We start from the raw sequence: 20,330 nt of genomic DNA, 5'->3' as shown, positions 1-20,330 counted from the left end.
GACCGAACGTCACCGCCTGACAGTGCCCCGGGACCGGGACACGGAGAGAGGACCCCATGACCGTGACCCACGGCGTGCACGCCCTGGTCTGGACCGGCAGCTGGACGCGGGAGGAGGCGCGCCGGGCCATCGCCGCCACCGCGGAGGCCGGCTACGACCTGATCGAGATCGCCCCGATCGACCCCACCGGGTTCGACGCGGACATGACCGCCGAGCTGCTCCAGGAGCACGGGCTGCAGGTGAGCGCCTCGCTCGGCCTGAGCGCGGACACCGACGTGTCCAGCGAGGACCCGGACGTGGTGGCCCGCGGCCGCGCGCGGCTGGCCGCCGCGCTGGGCGTCCTCCGCGACAGCGGCGGCACAACCCTGTGCGGGGTCCTCTACTCCAAGCTGGGCAAGTACGACGCCCCGGCGACCGAACGGGGCCGCGCCAACTCCCAGGAGACGATCGCCTGGCTGGCGGACAGGGCTGCGGCCTCCGGCATCACCCTCGCCCTGGAGTTCTGCAACCGGTACGAGACCAACATCATCAACACGACCCAGGAGACGTTGGACTTCATCGCCGTGGTGGACCGGCCCAACGTGATGGCGCACCTGGACACGTACCACATGAACATCGAGGAGCACTCGTTCGCCGATGCGGTGCGGGCGGCCGCGGCGGCCGGGCGGCTGGGCTACGTCCACATCGGGGAGTCCCACCGAGGCGCCCTGGGCACCGGGTCGATCCCGTGGGGGGAGTTCTTCGGGGCGCTGGACGAGGTGGGCTACGAGGGGATCGCCACCTTCGAGTCGTTCTCCTCCGAGGTCGTGCACCGGACGCTCTCCAACGACCTGGCGATCTGGCGCAACCTGTGGACCGACAACCACGCCCTGGCCCGGGACGCACTGGCGTTCACCAAGGCCGGGCTGGCCGGGGCGGCGGCGCAGCGGGGCGGGGCGGGCTGAGGCGCTGACCGCCAGGAGCCCGGTCACCGGGCCGGGCTCCTGGCCGCGTTCAGCGGGTACGCCGGACCCGGTCCTCCGCGGCCTGCCACGCGGCCTCCTGGGACGGGGTGGGATCGTGCCGGACGACCTGCTGGGTCGCCCGCAGCAGTGTCCGGAGCTCGGCCAGCCCGCCGCTGAGCGCGCCCCCGGCGCGGGCCTGGACCAGCACGTTGCCCAGCGCCGCCGCCTCGACCGGTCCGGCCAGCACCGGCAGCCCGCAGGCGTCGGCGGTGAGCTGGCAGAGCAGCGTGTTGCGGGCACCGCCGCCGACCAGGTGGACGACGTCCACCGACCGCCCGGAGAGCTCGGCCGCTTGGCGCACCGTGCGCCGGTAGGCCAGCGCGAGGCTGTCCAGGATGCAGCGGACGGTGGCCGCCTGGCTCTGCGGCGGCGTCTGCCCGGTCTCCCGGCAGACCTCGGCGATCCGGGCGGGCATGTCGCCGGGCGGCAGGAAGCGGTCGTCGTCGCAGTCGACGACCGCCCCGAAGGCCGGCTCCCGGGCCGCGGCGTGCAGCAGCTCGGTGAGGTCGGCCGGCAGCCCGGCCGACTGCCAGGTGCGCAACGACTCCTGGAGCAGCCAGAGCCCCATCACGTTGCGCAGGTGACGGACCGTCCCGTCCACCCCGAGCTCGTTGGTGAAGCCGGCCTCCCGGCTGGCCTCGGTGAGCACCGGGCCGGGCAGCTCCACCCCGACCAGCGACCAGGTGCCGCAGGAGACGTAGGCGAACCGTTCGGACTCCGCCGGCACCCCGACGACAGCCGAAGCGGTGTCGTGCGAACCGACCGCCGTCACCGGGACCGGCCCGGTGAGCCCGGTGTCGGCGAGCACCTCGTCGGTGAGCTCGCCGAGCCGGTCACCGGGTTGCCGCAACGGCGGGAACAGCTCGTGCGGGAGGTGCAGCCGGTCGATGAGGTCGGTCGACCACTGCCGGGTGCAGGCGTCCAGCAGCCCGCTGGTGGAGGCGTTGGTGACCTCCGCCCCGACCGCCCCGGTCAACCAGTAGGCCAGCAGGTCGGGGATCAGCAGCGCCCGGCGGGCCAGCCCGAACCCGGCCAGCTGCCGCATCGCCGCGAGCTGGAAGACCGTGTTGAACGGCAGGTGCTGCAGGCCGTTGACCCGGTAGAGCTCAGCCGGTGACACCAGCTCGTGCACCCCCGGGACGGCGGTGGCGTGCCGGGCGTCCCGGTAGTGCACCGGGTTGCCCAGCAGCGCGCCGTCGGCGTCGAGCAGCCCGACGTCGACCGCCCAGCTGTCGATGCCCACGCCGTCCAGCGGCCCGACGTCCCGGCCGGCGGCCCGCAGGCCGTCGAGCACCCCGCCGTAGAGCGCCAGCACGTCCCAGTGCAACGTGCCGGCGACCCGGACCGGCCGGTTGGCGAACCGGTTGGCCTCGCGCAGCTCCAGCCGCTCCGGACCCACCCGGCCGACCATCACCCGCCCGCTCGAGGCCCCCAGGTCGACGGCCGCGAGCGTCAGCTCCCTGGGGGCCAGAGTCGCGATCGTGGCCCCCACGTCAGCGGAGGAAGGCGGCGGCGACGCCGGAGTCGACCGGGACGTGCAGGCCGGTCGTCCGGGTGAGCTCGCCGCCGGTGAGGGCGAAGACGGCGTCGGCGACGTGGTCGGGCAGCACCTCGCGCTTGAGCAGGGTGCGCTGGGCGTAGAACTGGCCCAGTTCCTCCTCCGGGACGCCGTAGACCGCGGCGCGCTTGGCGCCCCAGCCGCCGGCGAAGATCCCCGACCCGCGGACGACGCCGTCGGGGTTGATGCCGTTGACCCGGATCTGGTGCTCGCCGAGCTCGGCGGCCAGCAGCCGGACCTGGTGGGCCTGGTCGGCCTTGGTCGAGGAGTAGGCGATGTTGCTCGGGCCGGCGAAGACCGCGTTCTTGCTGGAGATGTAGACGACGTCGCCGCCCATCCCCTGCTCGATCATGATCCGGGCCGCCTCGCGGGAGACCAGGAACGAGCCCTTGGCCATCACGTCGTGCTGCAGGTCCCAGTCGGCCTCGGTGGTCTCCAGCAGCGGCTTGGAGATCGACAGCCCAGCGTTGTTGACCACCAGGTCGACCCCGCCGAAGGCCAACACGGCCGTGCGGAACGCCGCGGCCACCGCCTCGGCGTCGCTGACGTCGGCCGCCACGCCCACCGCGACGTCGGCCGAGCCGATCTCCGCCGCGGCGTCGGTGGCCTTGGCCAGGTCCAGGTCGGCGACGACGACGCACGCGCCCTCGGCGGCCAGCCGCTGGGCGATCGCCTTGCCGATCCCGCTCGCCGCGCCGGTGACCAGCGCGACCCGGGTGGCCAGCGGCTTGGGCCTCGGCATCCGGGCGAGCTTGGCCTCCTCCAGCGCCCAGTACTCGATCCGGAACTTCTCGCTCTCGTCGATCGGCGCGTAGGTGGAGACGGACTCGGCGCCGCGCATCACGTTGATCGCGTTGACGTAGAACTCACCGGCGACCCGGGCGGTCTGCTTGTTCGCGCCGAAGCTGAACATGCCGACGCCGGGCACCAGCACGATCGCCGGGTCCGCGCCGCGCATGGCGGGGGAGTCCGGGCTCGCGTGCCGCTCGTAGTAGGCCGCGTAGTCGGCGCGGTAGGCCTCGTGCAGTTCCTTCAGCCGGACGACGACGTCCTCGACCGGGGCGGAGGCCGGCAGGTCGACCACCAGCGGGCGGACCTTGGTGCGCAGGAAGTGGTCGGGGCAGGAGGTGCCCAGCGCCGCCAGCCGCGGGTGCTCGGCGGCGGCGAGGAAGTCCAGCACGACGTCGGAGTCGGTGAGGTGCCCGACCTGCGGCTTGTCGGTCGAGGCCAGGCCGCGGACCACCGGGAACAGCGCGGCCGCCTTCGCCCGGCGCTCGGCCTCCGGCAGCGCCTCGTACCCGGGCAGCGGGGCACCGAAGGGCTGGGGGCGGCCGCGCTCGGCGAGGAACCGCTCCGCCGTCCGGATGATCTCCAGCGAGTTGGCCTCGCACTGCTCGCTGGTGTCGGCCCAGGCGGTGATGCCGTGCCCACCCAGGACGGCGCCGATGGCCTGTGGGTTCTTCTCGGCGATCTCGGCGATGTCCAGCCCCAGCTGGAACCCCGGACGGCGCCACGGCACCCAGACCACGCGGTCGCCGAAGCACTCGGCCGTCAGCGCCTCGCCGTCGGCCGCGGTGGCCAGGGCGATGCCGGAGTCCGGGTGCAGGTGGTCGACGTGGGCCGCGCGGACCAGCCCGTGCATCGCGGTGTCGATGCTCGGCGCGGCCCCGCCGCGGCCGTGCAGGCAGTAGTCGAACGCGGCGACCATCTCGTCCTCGCGGTCGACGCCGGGGTAGACGTCGACCAGCGAGCGCAGCCGGTCCAGCCGGAGCACCGCCAGGCCGGGCTCGGTGAGGGTGCCCAGGTCGCCGCCGGAGCCCTTCACCCAGAGCAGCTCGACCGGCTGCCCGGTGACCGGGTCGGTGTCGGTGCCGGCGGCGGAGGTGTTGCCGCCGGCGTAGTTGGTGTTGCGCGGGTCCTCGCCCAGCCGGTTGGAGCGGGCGAGCAGGTCACTGACCACGGGGTTCGTCATCTCGTCGTCCTCCAGTTCTTCAGGCGCCCCAGGAGGCCTGCTGGCCTCCGACGCGCTCGGTGGCGATCTGCTCCTGGTGCCCGGAGGCGGCGTAGGCCCGGTAGGGGTCGGCGGGCAGGCCCTTCGACTCGCGCAGCTCGGCGAGCAGCGGGCGGACGTCGGTGTTGTAGGCGTCCATCAGCGCGCCGTTCGCGCCGAGCACGTCACCGCTCCGCTGCGCCGTCCGCAGCGCCTCGCGGTCGACCAGCAGCGCCTTGGCGGTGGCCTCCTGCACGTTCATCACCGAGCGGATCTGGCCGGGGATCTTCGGCTCGATGTTGTGGCACTGGTCGAGCATGAAGTTGACGCCGGAGTCCGGGCGGAGCGCGTCGGCCCGGACGATCTCGTTCATGATCCGGAACAGCTGGAAGGGGTCGGCTGCGCCCACGATCAGGTCGTCGTCGCCGTAGAAGCGGGAGTTGAAGTCGAAGGCGCCGAGCCGGCCCACCCGCAGCAGCTGGGCGACGATGAACTCGATGTTGGTGTTCGGCGCGTGGTGGCCGGTGTCGAGCACGACCTTCGCCTGCTCGCCCAGCGCCAGGCAGTGCAGCAGCGAGGTGCCCCAGTCGGGGATGTCCATCGTGTAGAAGTACGGCTCGTAGAACTTGTACTCGAGGACCAGCCGGTGCTCGGGGTCCAGCTCGGCGTAGATCTGCTGCAGCGACTCCGCCAGGCGCTCCTGGCGGTCGGTGATGTCGTCCTGGCCCGGGTAGTTCGTGCCGTCGGGCAGCCAGATCTTCAGGTCGGTGGAGCCGGTGGCCCGCATGACGTCGATGCACTGCACGTGGTGGGCCACGGCCTTGGTCCGCACGGCCGGGTCGGCGTGGGTCAGCGACCCGAGCCGGTACTCGTCGGCCTGGAACAGGTTCGAGTTGATCGCGCCGATCGAGACGCCCTCGTCGGTCGCGTGCTGGGCCAGCTTCGTGAAGTCGTCGACGAGGTCCCACGGGATGTGCAGCGAGACCCGAGGGGCGACGCCGGTGTGCCGGTGCACCTGGGCGGCGTCGCTGATCTTCTCGAACGGGTCCCGCGGGACGCCGGGGGTGCTGAAGACCTTGAACCGGGTGCCGGCGTTGCCGAACGCCCAGGAGGGCAGCTCGATGGTCTGCTCGGCCAGGGCGGCGAGCGCCTGGGCGCGGAGATCGGTGGTCACGGGGTCTCTCCGTTCGTGGTGGTGTGCTCCCCGGCGGCCCGCAGCTGGGCGTCGAGGTCGAAGACGAGGTCGAGCGAGGACTTGCCGCGGCCGTCCCCGGTCTCGAAGAAGGGGGCCATCTCGGCCTCCCAGCGGGCGCTGACGTCCGCGGCGTCCACGGCGGCCTGGGCTGCGTCGAGGTCGTCGGTGACGACGGTGCCGACGAGCAGTCCGTCCTCGCGCAGGAAGAGCTGGTAGTCGTGCCAGCCGGCGTCGCGGAGCGCGCGGAGCATCTCCGGCCACACGGCGGCGTGCCGCTCGCGGTACTCCGCGAGCCGGTCGGGCCGGACCTGGAGGGTGAAGCAGACGCGGGGCACGGACCCTCCTCGCTGAAACGATTCACAAGGTGCTGTGGGCCACAGTAGGATGCTGCGTGCGAGCGGTCAACGGGCCGACCGGGAACCGAGGGGGCAGCGCTGACCGCCAGCATCCGGGACGTCGCCGTCCACGCCGGCGTCTCGGTCGGCACGGTCAGCAACGTCCTCAACCGGCCCGACACGGTCAGCCCCGGGACCCGGGAACGGGTGCTGAGCGCGATCACCGCGCTGGGCTTCGTGCGCAACGAGTCGGCCCGCCACCTCCGGGCCGGCCGCAGCCGCACCATCGGGCTGGTCGTGCTGGACATCGCCAACCCGTTCTTCACCGACGTCGCCCGCGGGGTCGAGGAGGTGGCGAACGCGCAGGGGCTGTCGGTGATCCTCTGCAACTCCGACGGCCGGCCGGCCAAGGAGGCCGCCCACCTGGACGTGCTCACCGAGCAGCGGGTGCGGGGCGTCGTCCTCACCCCGACCGCGGAGCTGTCCCCGCAGGTCGAGACGCTCCGGCAGCGCGGCGTGCCGGTCGTGCTGCTCGACCGCCGCGCACCCGGCCCCGACCAGTGCGCCGTGGCCGTCGACGACGTCCTCGGTGGCCGGCTGGCCGCCGACCACCTGCTGGAGCGCGGGCACCGCCGGATCGCCTTCATCGGCGGCCCGCGCGGCCTGCCGCAGCTGCAGGAGCGCTACCGGGGAGTCGTCGCCGCCGTCCGCGAGGGCACCGGCTCCGACGACGCGCTCACCGTGATCACCCCGGACACGCTGACCGTGGCCGGTGGCCGCGAGGCGGCGTCCCACGTCCTCGGGCTCCCGGCCGGGCTCCGGCCCACCGCCGCGGTCTGCGCCAACGACCTGCTCGCGATGGGCGTGCTGCAGGAGATGGTGCGCCAGGGGGTCCGGGTGCCCGACGACTTCGCCATCGTCGGCTACGACGACATCGACTACGCCGCAGCCGCCGCCGTCCCGCTGACCTCGGTCCGCAAACCCCGCCAGGAACTGGGCCGCCGCGCGGCGGAGCTCCTGCTGGACGAGGCTGCGGGCGAGGGCCACCAGCACGACCAACCCGTCTTCGAGCCGATGCTCGTCGTCCGCGAGTCCAGCATGGTCCGGCGCCTGCGCCCGACCGTCGCGAGCTGAGAGGAGGAGCCGCCCGTGAAGGTCGCGCTCTTCGCCACCTGCCTGGTGGACACCCTGACCCCCTCGGTGGCCCGGGCCACCGCCACGCTGCTGCAACGGCTGGGGCACGAGGTCGTCGTCCCGCCGGGGCAGTCCTGTTGCGGGCAGATGCACGTCAACACCGGCTACCGCCGGGAGGCGGTGCCGATCGTCGCCAACCACGTGCGGGCCTTCGCCGGCGCGGAGGCGATCGTGGCGCCGTCGGGGTCCTGCGTGGCCTCCATCCACCACCAGCAGGCCGCGGTCGCCCGCCGGGCCGGTGAGCACCGGTTGGCCGACGAGGCCGAGGAGCTGGCCGGGCGCACCTACGAGCTGTCCCAGTTCCTGGTGGACGTGCTGGGGGTGACCGACGTCGGCGCCTACTACCCGCACCGGGTCACCTACCACCCGACCTGCCACTCGCTGCGGCTGCTGAAGGTGGGCGACCGGCCCTACCAGCTGCTGCGGGCGGTGCGCGGGCTGGAGCTGGTCGAGCTGCCCGGCGCCGAGCAGTGCTGCGGCTTCGGCGGCACCTTCGCGGTGAAGAACGCCGACACCTCGACCGCGATGCTCACCGACAAGATGGCCAACGTCCTCGGCACGCACGCCGAGGTCTGCACCGCCGGGGACGCCTCCTGCCTGATGCACATCGGCGGCGGCCTCTCCCGGCTCCGGGCCGGCACCCGCACGGTCCACCTGGCCGAGATCCTCGCCTCGACGGAGGAAGCCGTGACACCCGACCAGCAGACCCGACCGGCGGTGTCGGCATGACCGCCACCGTCCCCCCGAAGGCGCCGACCTTCCTCGGCCTGCCCACCGCGCCCCGCGGCGTGGGCCACCTGCGCGGCGACCAGTCCTTCCCGGACGCCGCCCGCGGGGCGCTGCGCGACGGTCAGCTGCGGGCCAACCTCGGCCACGCCACCAGCACGATCCGCGGCAAGCGGGCCAAGGTGGTCGACGAGCTGCCCGACTGGGCGCAGCTGCGCGAGGCCGGCCGGGCGCTCAAGGCCGCCACGATGGCCCGCCTCGACGACCACCTGGAGGAGCTCGAGCGCCAGGTCACCGCCCGCGGCGGCGTCGTCCACTGGGCCCGGGACGCGAACGAGGCCAACGAGATCGTCACCCGGCTGGTGCAGGCCACCGGCACGTCCGAGGTGGTCAAGGTCAAGTCGATGGCCACCCAGGAGATCGGCCTGAACGAGGCGCTGGAGGCGGCCGGGCTCGACGTGTTCGAGACCGACCTGGCCGAGCTGATCGTGCAACTGGGGGAGGACAAGCCCTCGCACATCCTGGTGCCGGCGATCCACAAGAACCGGGCCGAGATCCGGGAGATCTTCGCCCGCACCATCCCCGGCGTCGACCCCGACCTCACCGACGACCCCCGGCAGCTGGCGATGGCCGCCCGCACCCACCTGCGCGAGCGGTTCCTGCGCGCCCGGGTGGCGGTGAGCGGGGCGAACTTCGCCGTCGCCGAGACCGGCACGCTCACCGTGGTGGAGAGCGAGGGCAACGGGCGGATGTGCCTGACCCTGCCGGAGACGCTGATCACCGTCATGGGCATCGAGAAGGTGGTGCCCACCTGGCGCGACCTCGAGGTCTTCCTGCAGCTGCTGCCGCGCTCCTCCACCGGGGAGCGGATGAACCCCTACACCTCGACCTGGGCCGGCGTGACCCCCGGCGACGGGCCGCAGGAGTTCCACCTGGTGCTGCTGGACAACGGCCGCACCGCGGTGCTCGCCGACGAGGTGGGCCGCGAGGCGCTGCACTGCATCCGCTGCTCGGCCTGCCTGAACGTCTGCCCGGTGTACGAGCGGGCCGGCGGGCACTCCTACGGCTCGGTGTACCCGGGGCCGATCGGCGCGGTGCTCTCCCCGATGCTGACCGGGGTGGAGGACAACGCCTCCCTGCCGTTCGCCTCCTCGCTCTGCGGCGCCTGCTACGACGTCTGCCCGGTGGCGATCGACATCCCCTCGATCCTGGTGCACCTGCGCGCCGAACACGTCGAGGCCGTCGCCCGGGACAGGGAGCGGCCGACCGCGGAGGCGGTGGCCTTCCGCGGCCTGGCGAAGGTCATGTCGCACCCGCGGCTGTGGCACCTGGCCCAGCGGGCTTCCCGGCTCGGCCGGCTGATCGCCCGCGGGAAGCCCACGTTGCCCAACGCGCTGCCGCCGCCGGTCTCCGGCTGGACCCGCAGCCGCGACCTGCCCACCCCGCCGCGGGAGACCTTCGTGGAGTCCTGGGTCCGGGAGCACGGGTCGTGACCGGGCAGGGCGCCACGGGGCGACGTTCCACGTGCAACACGACAGGAGGACGACGGTGAGCGCTCGCGAGGAGGTGCTGTCCCGGGTGCGTCAGGCCCTGGGGGCGGACCGGACGCCCCCCGAGGAGGTGGTCCGCGACTACCGGCTCACCGACGGCCGCCCGGCCGGCGACCCGGCGCTGCTGGAACTGCTGGTCGACCGGGTGGAGGACTACCAGGCCACGGTGTTGCGCTGCGCCCCCGCCGACGTCGGCGCCACCGTCCGGGCCGCCCTGGACCAGGGGCTGGGCAGCGGGTGGACGGCCGGCGACGTCGTCGTCGCTCCAGGGCTGGCCGAGGACTGGCGGCCGGCCGGCTGCGACGTCGACGACGACCGGCCGGCGGTGCAGCTCGCCGACCGGGCCGCCTCGGTCACCGCGGTGGCGGTGGCGGTCGCCGAGACCGGCACCCTGGTGCTCGACGGCTCCCCCGCCTGCGGACGGCGGGCGCTGTCCCTGCTGCCGGACTGCCTGGTCTGCGTGGTGACCGCCGACCAGGTCGTCGGCAGCGTGCCCGAGGGGCTGGGCCGACTCGACCCACTGCGGCCGCTCACGATGGTCAGCGGCCCCTCGGCCACCAGCGACATCGAGCTGCAGCGGGTCGAGGGCGTGCACGGCCCGCGCACGTTGCTGGTGGTCCTGGCGGGCTGACGGCGTCAGCCGTTGCGGGTGGGGGGCTCCCCCTCCGCGCGGGCGGCCTCCGCCTGCGCCGGGTCGTAGGCGCAGGCGTCACCGACCTCGGCGGCCGGGTCGGGCTCTGCCGGTGCGGCACTGGTCGCGCCGGCCGACGACGTGGGGGACGGCGCAGCCCCGTCGTCGGTCACGTCCTCCTCGGCCGGGGTGCTCTCGGCCGGGGTGTCCGACGACCCGTCCAGCGCCTGCTGCACCAGCGTGCGGATCTGGTCGTAGTCCGGGTAGGCCGGGTCGATCACCGTGTCGTCGAAGACGACGCTGCGGATCTCGGCGTCCTTGACCTCGAACGCCAGGTCGACGAGGTCGTCCAGCCGGGACTGCGGCACGTCGGTGGACACGATGTCCTGCGTGGTCGCGGCCAGCTGCTGGAACCGGGAGAGGAGCGTCATCGGGTCGGCGGCCTCGACGATCTCGCCGATCACGCACCGCTGGCGGTCCATCCGCTGGTAGTCGGAGAGACCGAACCGTCCGCGGGCGTAGTCGAGGGCCCGGGCGCCGTCCATGTGCTGCTCCGGCCCCGGCTCGATGTAGTCGTCCGGCAGGATCCCGAGCGAGGGCTCGCCACCGACCGGCACGTAGTAGTTGACGTTCACGTCGATGCCACCGAGCGCATCGACCAGCCGGCTGAAGCCGTCCAGGTTGACCAGCACGAAGTAGTCGATCTCCAGGCCGAGGGCCTCGCCGACGCCGAGCTTGAGCATGTCCGCGCCCGGGTCGTCGGTCTCGCCGAGGATGCCCGGGTACCACGCCGGCCCGTTCCGGTAGACGGCGTTGAGCAGGCTCTCGGCCTCGCTGCCGACGTCGAACCCGTCGGGCCAGACCTCGGCCAGCGGGCTGTCCTCGGGGAAGGGCAGCTCCTGCAGGTTGCGGGGCAGGCTGAACAGGGTGGTGGCGCCGGTGTCGGTCTGCACGTTCGCGACGATCACCGTGTCGGTGCGCACGCCCTCGCGGCCCTCGCCGCCGTCCCCGCCCAGCAGCAGGAAGTTGACCTCCTCCCGGTCGCCGAACGGGTCCGGGTCGTCGGCGGACTCCACCGGGTCGGGGACCGTGGCGCTCTCCCGGTCGGCGAACACGTTGTCGAGCAGCTGGGCCTGGGCATCGGCGATCCGCACGGCCCACACGGCGGGCGCGACCACCCCCGCGCACAGGGTCAGGACGACGACCGCGCCGAGCACGTGTTGCCATGCTCGCGTACGGCGTGGCAACAACAGCGCGTAACCGATCAGGACGACGAGCAGCCAGGCCACCGCGAGGGCGACGATGCCGCCGATCACCCATCGCAGGGCCGCGGAGTCGACGGCCACCGCGATCACGTCGCGCAGGCCCGTGGTGGCCAGGTAGGCCACCCCACCGAGCAGCACCATGAACACGACGACGACGAGCGCACCGAGCCGGCGCCGCCCGGTGGCCAGGAAGGCAGAGCCGGGCACCAGGGCGCCGACCACGGTGAGCAGCAGGGCCGGGCCGAAGCCACGGACGGTGTGTGGGCCTCTCCGCCCGCCGTGCCGACCGCCCCGTCGGGTCGCTGGTTCGTCGCTCACGCGGCAGCCCCGTGCATCGCCGATCCGGTCATCCGACCATGATCGCACCGTTTCGGCCTCAGATCACGGGTTCAGCGGACGGCCTCACCCCCGGAAGAGCAGGTCGTGTGCCCGGTCACACCCCGATGTCTGGTGCGGCTTCCCCCGGGTACGGAAGGGTCGGACCCGACCGCGGTCGGCCACGCCCGTCGGCACGGTCCGCCGTAGGTCACAACACCGCAGGTACCGGACCGAGGAGGTCGATCGTGTCCCACACGTCGCGCGAGGCAGCACTGCTCAGCGAGCTCGAGCCGGTGGTGGAGGAGAACCTGAACCGCCACATCGGGCTGGCGCAGGAATGGCACCCCCACGACTACGTCCCGTGGTCGCAGGGGCGGGACTTCGCCTTCCTCGGCGGCGAGGACTGGTCGCCGGAGCAGTCCCGGCTGGACGAGACCGCCAAGGCGGCGATGTTCACCAACCTGCTCACCGAGGACAACCTCCCCAGCTACCACCGGGAGATCGCCACCCGCTTCGGCCGGGACGGCGCCTGGGGCACCTGGGTCGGCCGCTGGACGGCGGAGGAGAACCGGCACGGCGTCGCGCTGCGTGACTACCTCGTCGTCACCCGCGGGGTCGACCCCGTCGAGCTCGAGCGGGCCCGGATGGACTACATGACCTCCGGCTACGACTCCGGCGACAAGACCCCGCTCGAGGCGGTCGCCTACGTCTCGTTCCAGGAGCTCGCCACCCGGGTGAGCCACCGCAACACCGGCAAGGCCACCGGCGACCCGATCGCCGACCAGCTCCTCGCCCGGATCGCCAAGGACGAGAACCTGCACATGGTCTTCTACCGGAACATCGTCTCCGCGGCGTTCGAGATCGAGCCGGACAAGACCATGCGGGCCGTCGCCGACGAGGTGATGCGCTTCGAGATGCCCGGCGCCACCATGGCCGGCTTCCGGAAGAACTCCGTGCTCATCGCCAAGGCCGGCATCTACGACCTGCGACTGCACCACGACGAGGTCATCCAGCCCGTGCTGCGCGCGTGGAAGGTGTTCGAGCGCACCAACCTCGGCCCCGAGGGCGAGCAGGCCCGCGAGGAGCTCGCCCAGTTCCTGGTCGGCCTCGATGCCCAGGCCACCAAGTTCGTGGAGAGCCGGGACCGGATGCGCGCCCGCGTTCAGGCCCGCCAGGACACCGAGCTGACCCCTCTCCCGCAAGCCTGAGGAAGGGCCCGGCCTAGGCTCGGCACCCGTGCGCCTGGCCACCTGGAACGTCAACTCCATCCGCAGCCGAGTCGACCGGGTGGAGGCCTTCCTGCAGCGCAGCGATGTCGACGTCCTGGCGCTGCAGGAGACCAAGTGCAAGGACGAGCAGTTCCCGGAAGACCGGTTCCGGGCGCTGGGCTACGACGTCGCGCACGTCGGGCACTCGCAGTGGAACGGCGTCGCGCTGCTCTCCCGGGTCGGGCTCAGCGACGTCCAGGTCGGCTTCCCCGGCATGCCCTCGTGGTCGTCGAAGGAGGGTGTCGAGCCGGCCCAGGAGGCCCGTGCGCTCGGCGCCGTCTGCGGCGGGGTGCGGGTGTGGAGCCTGTACGTCCCCAACGGCCGCACGCTGACCGACCCGCACCTGCAGTACAAGCTCGAGTGGCTGGAGGCCCTGCGGGTGCACGCCGGCGGCTGGCTGACCGAGGACGCCGAGGCGCAGGTCGCGCTGGTCGGCGACTGGAACATCGCCCCGCAGGACGACGACGTCTGGGACATCTCGGTGTTCAGCCACTCCACGCACGTCTCCGAACCCGAACGGGCCGCGTTCCGGGGCGTGGTCGAGGCCGGCTTCACCGACGTCGTCCGGCCGTACACGCCCGGGCCCGGCGTCTACACGTACTGGGACTACACCCAGCTGCGCTTCCCCCGCCGCGAGGGCATGCGGATCGACTTCGTGCTCGGCTCCCCGGCCTTGGCCCAGCGGGTCACCGGCGCCCGCATCGACCGCGAGGAGCGCAAGGGCAAGGGCGCCAGCGACCACGCCCCGATCGTCGTCGACCTGGCCGACTGACCCAGTCCACTCGCGGTCCGGCGCCCGTACCGGCGTCGAGGAAAGCGGCGGGCGGGACGGTTCCGCGGAACCGTCCCGCGCTGCTGAGCTGCAGTTCTGTCGGTGGTCTCCCCTACGTTCGAACACATGATCGATGCACTGGTCTCTACCCTGCCGCTGCCCGTCGTCGCCCCTGCCGTCACGGAGCCGATCGAACCCCTCGAGCCCCTCGACTCACTGGGTGATCGGATCTGCGCCGGTGCAGTGCAGCTGGCGGCGGCCACGGCGTCCTGGCTGCGATTGGTCGCCCAGTTCGACGAGCGGGAGGGCTGGGGAGGCGTCGGCATCACCTCGTGCGCGCACTGGCTGGCCTGGAAATGCGCGCTGACGCCGGGGACGGCCAGGCAGCACGTCCGGGTGGCGCGGGCACTGCGCGAGCTGCCTCTCACCAGCGCCGCCTTCTCCGCCGGGGAGCTCTCCTACTCGAAGGTGCGCGCACTGACCCGGGTCGCCGAACCGGGCACCGAGGCAGAGCTCGTCGAGTTCGCCCGGCACGCCACCGCCTCCCAGGTGGAGCGCACCGTGCGGGCCTGGCGCCGGGCCGACGACGTCGACGCGGGCCGGGTCGCCGACCGGCGACGGTTCTCCTGGTGGACCGAGGACGACGGGATGGTCTCGGTGCAGGTGCGGATGGAAGCCGAGCAGGGCGCCGAGTTCCTCGCCGCGATCGAGTCACTCGCCGAACGGGACGCCCGCCGGGAACGGGCCGCCCGCCGCCGCGCCCAGGCCGCCCTGCCCGGCGGTCCCGAACCGGCTGGGGACGGCGAGGCGGCCTCCACCGGCGTCCCCGCCGCGGGAGGACATGCCGCCGGAGATGCCTCGGGCGAGGACGAGGTGGAGCCGCTGGCGGTGACCACCGAGCGCCGATGCCGAGCGATGACGCAGCTGGCCGCGGCGGCGGCCGACGCCGACCGCCGCGCCGGGGACCCACCCCGTCGCGAGGTGGTCGTCGTCGTGGACGCCTCGGTGCTCGCCGACGACGAGGCCGCCGGGCGGGCCGCATTGGAAGGCGGTCCGGCCCTCACGCCTGCGCAGGCGCGTCGGCTGGCCTGCGACGCGGCCGTCACCGCGATCGTCACCGACGGCCCCGAGGTACTGGCCCAGGGCCGGTCGCGGCGATACGCCACCCGCGCCCAGCGCCGCGCACTGCTGCTGCGCGACGGCGGCTGTGCGCGACCGGGCTGCGAGGAGACGCGGCCGGAACGTCTGCACGCCCACCACCTGAGGCACTGGCTGCACGGCGGCCGCACCGACGTCTCCAACCTCGTCCTGCTCTGCGACGTCGACCACGGGCTCGTCCACGACCACGACCTGGCGCTCAGCCGGCGCTTCGGCCGGCTGGTCGCCGTGGCCCCGGACGGCGGGCACCCGTGGTCCGGCATCGGGGAGCGGTTCCGCGGGACCGCCCCCGACGGGCTCATGTCACTGCTCCCGTCCCCGCACCTGCTGCCCTCGGCCCTCCCCTCCGACGGCGAGCGGATGGACCTGCGGCACGTGGTCTGGGCGCTGATGGCACATCGCGACCTCGTCCGGCGGCGCGCCGCCTGAGCGGAAGGACGGCCGTCCGGGGGCCGTTGCACCAGGCGATGCCCACCGCGCGCACCGCTCCCGCCAGCTCCCCGCTCCCCGCCGCCCCGTTCCCCGCCGCCCCGCTCGCCGTTCGACCCGTCACGGCTACCACGCCGACCCGGCTGTGGACGCCGTCCCGTGTCCTCGTCACCCGTTCCGCGGCAGAGCGCCCGTACGGGCAGCGGGTGCTGGCCCAGCTGGAGGCCTCGGGGGTCAGCGACATCGAGCTGCTGCGCGGCGACCGGCTGCCCGCCCTGCGCGGCGACGGCGACCGGGCGGCGTTCATGGCGGCCAAGCAGACGTTGGCGCTGGTGGTGCCGCCGCCCTCGCTGCGCCGGCTCCAGCCGATCGCCCCCTCGGCCGACTGGCGGTTCGACCTCGCGCAGGGCTGCCCGGCGCACTGCCAGTACTGCTACCTGGCCGGCTCGCTGTCCGGGCCGCCGATCACCCGGGTGTACGCCGACCTCGACGAGGCCCTGGCGGGCCTGGACGGCTACGTCGGGCACGGAACCGTCACCTCCGGGTCCGCTGCCCGCGCCGGCGAGGGGACGACGTTCGAGGCCTCCTGCTACACCGATCCGCTCGCCCTGGAACACCTGACCGGCGGGCTGGCCACGGCGATCCGACACTTCGGCACGCACGACTGGGCCGGGCCCGTGCAGCTACGGGCCACCACCAAGTTCGACGACGTCGCCGGCCTGCTCGACCTGCCGCACGGCGGCCGGACCCGGCTGCGGTTCTCGCTGAACGCCGCGTCGGTGGCCCGCCGCTTCGAGGGGGCGACCTCGCCCGTCGCCGGCCGCATCGCCGCCCTGGGCGCGGTCGCCGCCGCCGGCTACCCGGTCGGCCTGACCATCGCGCCGATCATGCCGGAGCCGGGCTGGCGCGAGGAGCACGGCCAGCTGTTGGACGACGTCGCCGCGGCGCTCCCCACCGGCACCGACCTCACCGTCGAGTGCATCACCCACCGCTTCACGCCGGGCAGCAAGGCGACGCTGACCGAGTGGTACCCGCGGACGAAGCTGGAGATGGACGAGGCCGCGCGGACCACCAAGCGCGGGAAGTACGGGGCGGTCAAGCACGTCTACCCCCGCGACACCATGACGGAGCTGCGGAGCTGGTTCACCGACGCGATCGCCGACCGGCTGCCCGGCGCCCGGTTGCTCTACTGGACCTGACGGAGGACCCCTGCGCTCAGCGGGGGCGGTGCTGGACCAGGCCGACCGGCACCGGGCCGGGCCAGACGGCCTCCAGCGCCTCGGCGGTCTCCTCGCGGAGCTCGGTGGCGGCGCCGTACGTGCACACCCGGACCGGGCCGCCGTCGGGCAGCGCCTCCAGGACGTCGGCGACGACGACGGTGATGTTGTCGGTGGGCGGGCCGGCCAGCGCGGCGTCCCGCAGGCGCGCGGCGGCCTCGGCGGGCGTGCCCTCGGCGGCCAGCAGGTCGCACAGCACCGCCGGCGGGACGACGTCGGACAGCCCGTCGGAGCAGACCATCACCCGGTCACCGGGGCGCGCGTCCAGCCGCAGCACGTCGACCGCGGCGACGTCGTCGTCCGCGCCGTGCAGGGCCGCGTAGACCGCCGACCGCTGGGGGTGCACCTTCGCCTCGGCCGGCGTCAGCGAGCCGGCGTCGATCAGCGCCTGCACGAGGGTGTGGTCGGTGCTGACCTGCTGGAGTTCGCCGTCCTGGAGCAGGTAGCCGCGGGAGTCGCCGATGTGCAGCAGCGCCAGCCCCTCGGCGTCGACGTGCAGCACGGTCATCGTGGTCGCCATGGTCCGCAGCCGGGGGCGCTCGGTGTAGGCGGCCCGGATCCGCTCGTTCGCGCTGGCCACGATCCGCACCGGGTCGTCCGCGCCCTCGCCGGTGCTGCCGGTGGCCAGCGGAGCCAGCCAGTTGACCACCAGCGAGGATGCGACCGCGCCACCGACGTTGCCGCCCACCCCGTCGGCGATGGCGATCAGCTGGGGGCCGGCGACCGCGGAGTCCTGGTTGTCCGGGCGGGGGCCGCGGGTGGAGACGGCAGCGCTGTCGAGCACGAGCACCTGCCGTCACCTCCTGTCCTCACCGACCGACCGGCCTGCACTGCGAACGCAGCGGTCGCCGAACGGTAGATCACGCGACCCGGGGGCGCCCACGAACACGGCGGGCGGGGTCACCTACCGTTCGTCCTCGTGCTCGTCCTGCTGCCGCCGTCGGAGACCAAGCACCCCGGCGGGGACGGCGCCCCGCTGGACCTGAGTGCCCTGGGCACCCCGGAGCTGAACCCCCTGCGCGCACAACTGGTGACCGCGGTGGTGTCCCTCGCCGGCGACGTCCCGGCCGCCCGCGCAGCGCTCGGCCTCTCCCCCGCCCAGGACGGCGAGATCGCCCGCAACGCCGCACTGCGCACCAGCCCGACGATGCCGGCGATCGAGCGCTACACCGGCGTCCTCTACGACGCCCTGGACGTGCGGTCCCTCACCCGGGCGCAACGCCGCCGGGCCGCCGGGCGGCTGGCCGTGGGGTCGGCACTGTTCGGGCTGCTGCGCGCCGACGACCCCGTCCCCGCCTACCGGCTCTCCGCGGGCAGCTCCCTGCCCGGGCTGCCGACGCTGCGGTCGCTGTGGAAGCCGGTGCTCACCGACGTGCTGACCGGCGTCGACGACCTGGTGGTGGACCTGCGCTCCGGGGCCTACGCCGAGCTGGCCCCCGTCCCGGGCGCGGTCACCGTGCAGGTGCTCAGCGAGCGCCCCGACGGCACCCGGGCGGTGGTCAGCCACTTCAACAAGGCGCACAAGGGCCGGCTGGCGCGGCTGCTGGCGACCACCACGGCGGAGCCGGACTCCGTCGTCCGGCTGCGCGCCCTGCTGCGCCGGGCGGGGTTGCACGTGGAACACGACGGCCGCACCGAGCTGACCCTCGTCGTCCCCGCAGCCGCAGTGACCCGCTGACCGAGGTTCCTCAGCGCTGAGAGACCCAGTACGGTCGCCGGGGTGAGCGACCTCGATGAGCTGTGCACCCGTCCGGCGACCGAGCTGGTCGCGCTGGTCCGCGACCGGGAGGTCTCCGCCCGCGAGCTGATGGACGCCCACCTCGACCGGATCGAGCGGCTGAACCCGGAGCTCAACGCGATCGTCACGCTGGACGCCGAGGGCGCCCGGGCCGCGGCCGACGCCGCCGACGCCCGGCTCGCCGCCGGTGAGCCGGTCGGCCCGCTGCACGGCCTGCCGGTCGCGCACAAGGACACCCACGCCACCGGGGGCATGCGCACCACCTGGGGCTCCCCGCTGCACGCCGAGACGGTGCCGGCCCGCGACGAGCTGGTCGTCGCCCGGCTGAAGGCGGCCGGTGCGATCCGGGTCGGCAAGACGAACGTGCCCGAGTTCGCAGCCGGCTCGCACACCTTCAACACCCTGTTCGGCGCCACCCACAACCCCTACCGGCACGGACTGTCCGCCGGCGGGTCCTCCGGCGGCGCGGCAGCGGCGCTGGCCGCCGGGCTGGTGCCGATCGCCGAGGGCAGCGACATGGGTGGCTCGCTGCGCAACCCGGCTGCGTTCTGCAACGTCGTCGGCCTGCGCCCCACGCCCGGCCGGGTGCCCAGCCACCCGACGGCGATCGGCTGGTCGCAGCTGTCCGTGCAGGGGCCGATGGGCCGCACCGTCGGCGACGTCGCGCTGGGGCTGTCCGCGCTGGCCGGCCCCGACCCGCGGGTACCGATCTCGCTGGCCGACCCCGGCGCCCCGTTCGCCGCGCCGCTGCCGACCGAGCTGACCGGCCTGCGGGTCGCCTGGGCGCCCGACCTCGGCGGCCAGGTGCCGGTCGACCCGGCGATCACCGCCGTGCTGATGGAGCAGCTCGGGGTGTTCCGCGACCTGGGCGCCACCGTCGAGGAGGACTGCCCCGACCTGGCCGGCGCCGACGAGGCGTTCGGGGTGCTGCGCGCCTGGCTGTTCGAGGCGAGCTTCGGCGCCCTGGTGCGCGAGCACCCGGACCAGGTGAAGGAGACGATCCGCTGGAACGCCTCCCGGGGTGCGGCGCTGACCGGCGCCGACGTCGGCCGCGCGGAGGTCGCGCACACGGCGCTCTTCGAGCGGGTCGTCGCGTTCTTCGAGCGCTTCGACGTGCTGCTGGCCCCGACCACGCAGGTCCTGCCGTTCCCGGTCGAGCAGGAGTACCCGACCGAGGTCGCCGGCGTCCCGCAGGAGGACTACCTGGGCTGGATGCGCTCCTGCACGCTGATCTCGGCGACCGGGTGCCCCGCACTGTCGGTGCCCGGGGGCTTCACCCCGGACGGGCTGCCGGTGGGCCTGCAGGTCATCGCTGCGCCGCGGGCCGACCGGCGGGTGCTGGAGGTCGGGCACGCGTTCGAGCAGGCCACCGGCCACGGCCGGCGCCGTCCCGACCTGGGCTGAGCCGGGGGCTCACTCCTGCTCGGGCGCGACCACCCGGTAGGCGCCCCCGGTGCCGGCGACCCCACCCGGGCGGTGGGCCCGGGCCACCATGACCTTCTCGTGCCGGCGGGCGAAGACCACCGTGCCGACGAGGAACAGCCCGGAGATCATCAGGACGAGGGCGGTGAAGGCGTTGGTGAACGGCAGCTCCACCCCGGCGAGCACCAGCGCCCCGACGGCGACCAGGGCGAGGGCGGCGAGGACGGCGCCGGCGGCCCGCCAGGGGCTGCGGCCGACCTCCTCGACGCCGGCCACGGCCTTGTCCTGGGCGTAGTCCAGCGGCTTCTTCGCCCAGGCGAACCGGGTGGCCAGCACGGCCAGCCCCGCAGCGACGAGGACGAACCCGGGGCCGGGCAGCACCAGCAGCCCGATGCCGGCGAGGGTCAGCAGGCCACCGAGGGTGGCGATCACAGCGGTCTTCACGAGGCCGGTTGTGCCCCACCCATCTGCGGCACACTCCGTTCCTCCGGCGTGTCGCA

The 20,330-nt window shown here is 73.9% G+C and carries 18 protein-coding genes; 11 read left to right on the top strand and 7 right to left on the bottom strand.

Annotated features, from left to right (window positions below):
• Window positions 1-56 precede the first annotated feature (56 nt).
• Window positions 57-944, top strand: coding sequence for a sugar phosphate isomerase/epimerase family protein (locus O2W16_RS05445; protein WP_269157787.1), 888 nt, complete (start codon window positions 57-59; stop codon window positions 942-944).
• A 49-nt stretch (window positions 945-993) separates the two neighbouring features.
• Here the strand turns inward: O2W16_RS05445 and O2W16_RS05440 are convergent, their stop codons facing one another.
• The 4 genes from O2W16_RS05440 to O2W16_RS05425 are packed head-to-tail and all read right to left on the bottom strand — an operon-like array spanning window position 994 to window position 6,082.
• Window positions 994-2,496: a rhamnulokinase gene (locus tag O2W16_RS05440; RefSeq protein WP_269157786.1), complete on the bottom strand. Its 1,503-nt coding sequence runs from the start codon at window positions 2,494-2,496 to the stop codon at window positions 994-996.
• 1 nt (window position 2,497) lies between these two features.
• Window positions 2,498-4,534 (bottom strand): bifunctional aldolase/short-chain dehydrogenase, encoded by a 2,037-nt coding sequence (locus tag O2W16_RS05435; RefSeq protein WP_269157785.1) that lies wholly within the window; start codon window positions 4,532-4,534, stop codon window positions 2,498-2,500.
• A 19-nt stretch (window positions 4,535-4,553) separates the two neighbouring features.
• Window positions 4,554-5,726 carry an L-rhamnose isomerase gene (gene rhaI / locus O2W16_RS05430; RefSeq protein WP_269157784.1) on the bottom strand — a complete coding sequence of 391 codons (1,173 nt, stop codon included), beginning with the start codon at window positions 5,724-5,726 and terminating at the stop codon, window positions 4,554-4,556.
• Window positions 5,723-6,082 (bottom strand): L-rhamnose mutarotase, encoded by a 360-nt coding sequence (locus tag O2W16_RS05425; RefSeq protein WP_269157783.1) that lies wholly within the window; start codon window positions 6,080-6,082, stop codon window positions 5,723-5,725. The genes rhaI and O2W16_RS05425 overlap by 4 nt, the downstream gene beginning before the upstream one ends.
• A gap of 99 nt (window positions 6,083-6,181) precedes the next feature.
• Between O2W16_RS05425 and O2W16_RS05420 the strand changes: the two genes are divergently transcribed.
• From O2W16_RS05420 to O2W16_RS05405, 4 genes are read left to right on the top strand one after another with little or no spacing between them, the layout of a single operon-like run.
• Window positions 6,182-7,216, top strand: a complete 1,035-nt coding sequence (locus O2W16_RS05420; RefSeq protein WP_269158117.1) for a LacI family DNA-binding transcriptional regulator — start codon at window positions 6,182-6,184, stop codon at window positions 7,214-7,216.
• 15 nt (window positions 7,217-7,231) lie between these two features.
• Window positions 7,232-8,005, top strand: coding sequence for a (Fe-S)-binding protein (locus O2W16_RS05415; RefSeq protein WP_036336058.1), 774 nt, complete (start codon window positions 7,232-7,234; stop codon window positions 8,003-8,005).
• Entirely contained in the window at window positions 8,002-9,495 is a 1,494-nt protein-coding gene (locus O2W16_RS05410; protein ID WP_269157782.1) for a LutB/LldF family L-lactate oxidation iron-sulfur protein, read from the top strand. Before O2W16_RS05415 ends, O2W16_RS05410 begins: the two co-directional genes overlap by 4 nt.
• Window positions 9,496-9,550: 55 nt before the next feature.
• A complete protein-coding gene (locus O2W16_RS05405) occupies window positions 9,551-10,183 on the top strand; it encodes a LutC/YkgG family protein (protein ID WP_269157781.1) in 633 nt (210 codons plus the stop codon).
• A gap of 5 nt (window positions 10,184-10,188) precedes the next feature.
• On the opposite strand, the gene O2W16_RS05400 is transcribed toward O2W16_RS05405, so the two are convergent.
• Window positions 10,189-11,766, bottom strand: coding sequence for an LCP family protein (locus O2W16_RS05400; protein ID WP_269157780.1), 1,578 nt, complete (start codon window positions 11,764-11,766; stop codon window positions 10,189-10,191).
• Between the two features lie 245 nt (window positions 11,767-12,011).
• Between O2W16_RS05400 and O2W16_RS05395 the strand changes: the two genes are divergently transcribed.
• The 4 genes from O2W16_RS05395 (at window position 12,012) to O2W16_RS05380 (ending at window position 16,592) form a co-directional block, all read left to right on the top strand.
• Window positions 12,012-12,974, top strand: a complete 963-nt coding sequence (locus O2W16_RS05395) for an acyl-ACP desaturase (protein WP_269157779.1) — start codon at window positions 12,012-12,014, stop codon at window positions 12,972-12,974.
• A gap of 28 nt (window positions 12,975-13,002) precedes the next feature.
• On the top strand, window positions 13,003-13,806 hold the full coding sequence (locus tag O2W16_RS05390) for an exodeoxyribonuclease III (protein WP_269157778.1): 804 nt from the start codon (window positions 13,003-13,005) through the stop codon (window positions 13,804-13,806).
• Window positions 13,807-13,932: 126 nt separating this feature from the next.
• Window positions 13,933-15,393, top strand: coding sequence for an HNH endonuclease signature motif containing protein (locus O2W16_RS05385; protein ID WP_269157777.1), 1,461 nt, complete (start codon window positions 13,933-13,935; stop codon window positions 15,391-15,393).
• A 38-nt stretch (window positions 15,394-15,431) separates the two neighbouring features.
• Window positions 15,432-16,592 (top strand): SPL family radical SAM protein, encoded by a 1,161-nt coding sequence (locus O2W16_RS05380; RefSeq protein ID WP_269157776.1) that lies wholly within the window; start codon window positions 15,432-15,434, stop codon window positions 16,590-16,592.
• Between the two features lie 16 nt (window positions 16,593-16,608).
• Here O2W16_RS05380 and O2W16_RS05375 read toward each other — a convergent pair whose 3' ends face one another.
• Window positions 16,609-17,460: a PP2C family protein-serine/threonine phosphatase gene (locus tag O2W16_RS05375; protein ID WP_269157775.1), complete on the bottom strand. Its 852-nt coding sequence runs from the start codon at window positions 17,458-17,460 to the stop codon at window positions 16,609-16,611.
• 129 nt (window positions 17,461-17,589) lie between these two features.
• On the opposite strand from O2W16_RS05375, the gene yaaA reads away from it, so the two are divergent.
• Window positions 17,590-18,348: a peroxide stress protein YaaA gene (gene yaaA / locus O2W16_RS05370; protein ID WP_269157774.1), complete on the top strand. Its 759-nt coding sequence runs from the start codon at window positions 17,590-17,592 to the stop codon at window positions 18,346-18,348.
• Window positions 18,349-18,390: 42 nt separating this feature from the next.
• On the top strand, window positions 18,391-19,812 hold the full coding sequence (locus tag O2W16_RS05365) for an amidase (RefSeq protein ID WP_269157773.1): 1,422 nt from the start codon (window positions 18,391-18,393) through the stop codon (window positions 19,810-19,812).
• Window positions 19,813-19,821: 9 nt separating this feature from the next.
• On the opposite strand, the gene O2W16_RS05360 is transcribed toward O2W16_RS05365, so the two are convergent.
• Window positions 19,822-20,274, bottom strand: a complete 453-nt coding sequence (locus O2W16_RS05360) for a PGPGW domain-containing protein (protein WP_269157772.1) — start codon at window positions 20,272-20,274, stop codon at window positions 19,822-19,824.
• Window positions 20,275-20,330: the final 56 nt, after the last annotated feature.

This window comes from Modestobacter sp. VKM Ac-2984, assembly GCF_026967985.1.
Classification (GTDB): Bacteria; Actinomycetota; Actinomycetes; order Mycobacteriales; family Geodermatophilaceae; genus Modestobacter.
This window is presented reverse-complemented; position numbering and strand designations above follow the sequence as displayed.

What these genes read in the sequence shown, in the direction of transcription:
- O2W16_RS05445 (WP_269157787.1), top strand. Translation starts at nt 57, where the DNA reads ATGACCGTGACCCACGGCGTGCACGCCCTGGTCTGGACCGGCAGCTGG.
- O2W16_RS05435 (WP_269157785.1), bottom strand. Translation starts at nt 4,534, where the DNA reads ATGACGAACCCCGTGGTCAGTGACCTGCTCGCCCGCTCCAACCGGCTG.
- O2W16_RS05410 (WP_269157782.1), top strand. Translation starts at nt 8,002, where the DNA reads ATGACCGCCACCGTCCCCCCGAAGGCGCCGACCTTCCTCGGCCTGCCC.
- O2W16_RS05385 (WP_269157777.1), top strand. Translation starts at nt 13,933, where the DNA reads ATGATCGATGCACTGGTCTCTACCCTGCCGCTGCCCGTCGTCGCCCCT.
- O2W16_RS05380 (WP_269157776.1), top strand. Translation starts at nt 15,432, where the DNA reads ATGCCCACCGCGCGCACCGCTCCCGCCAGCTCCCCGCTCCCCGCCGCC.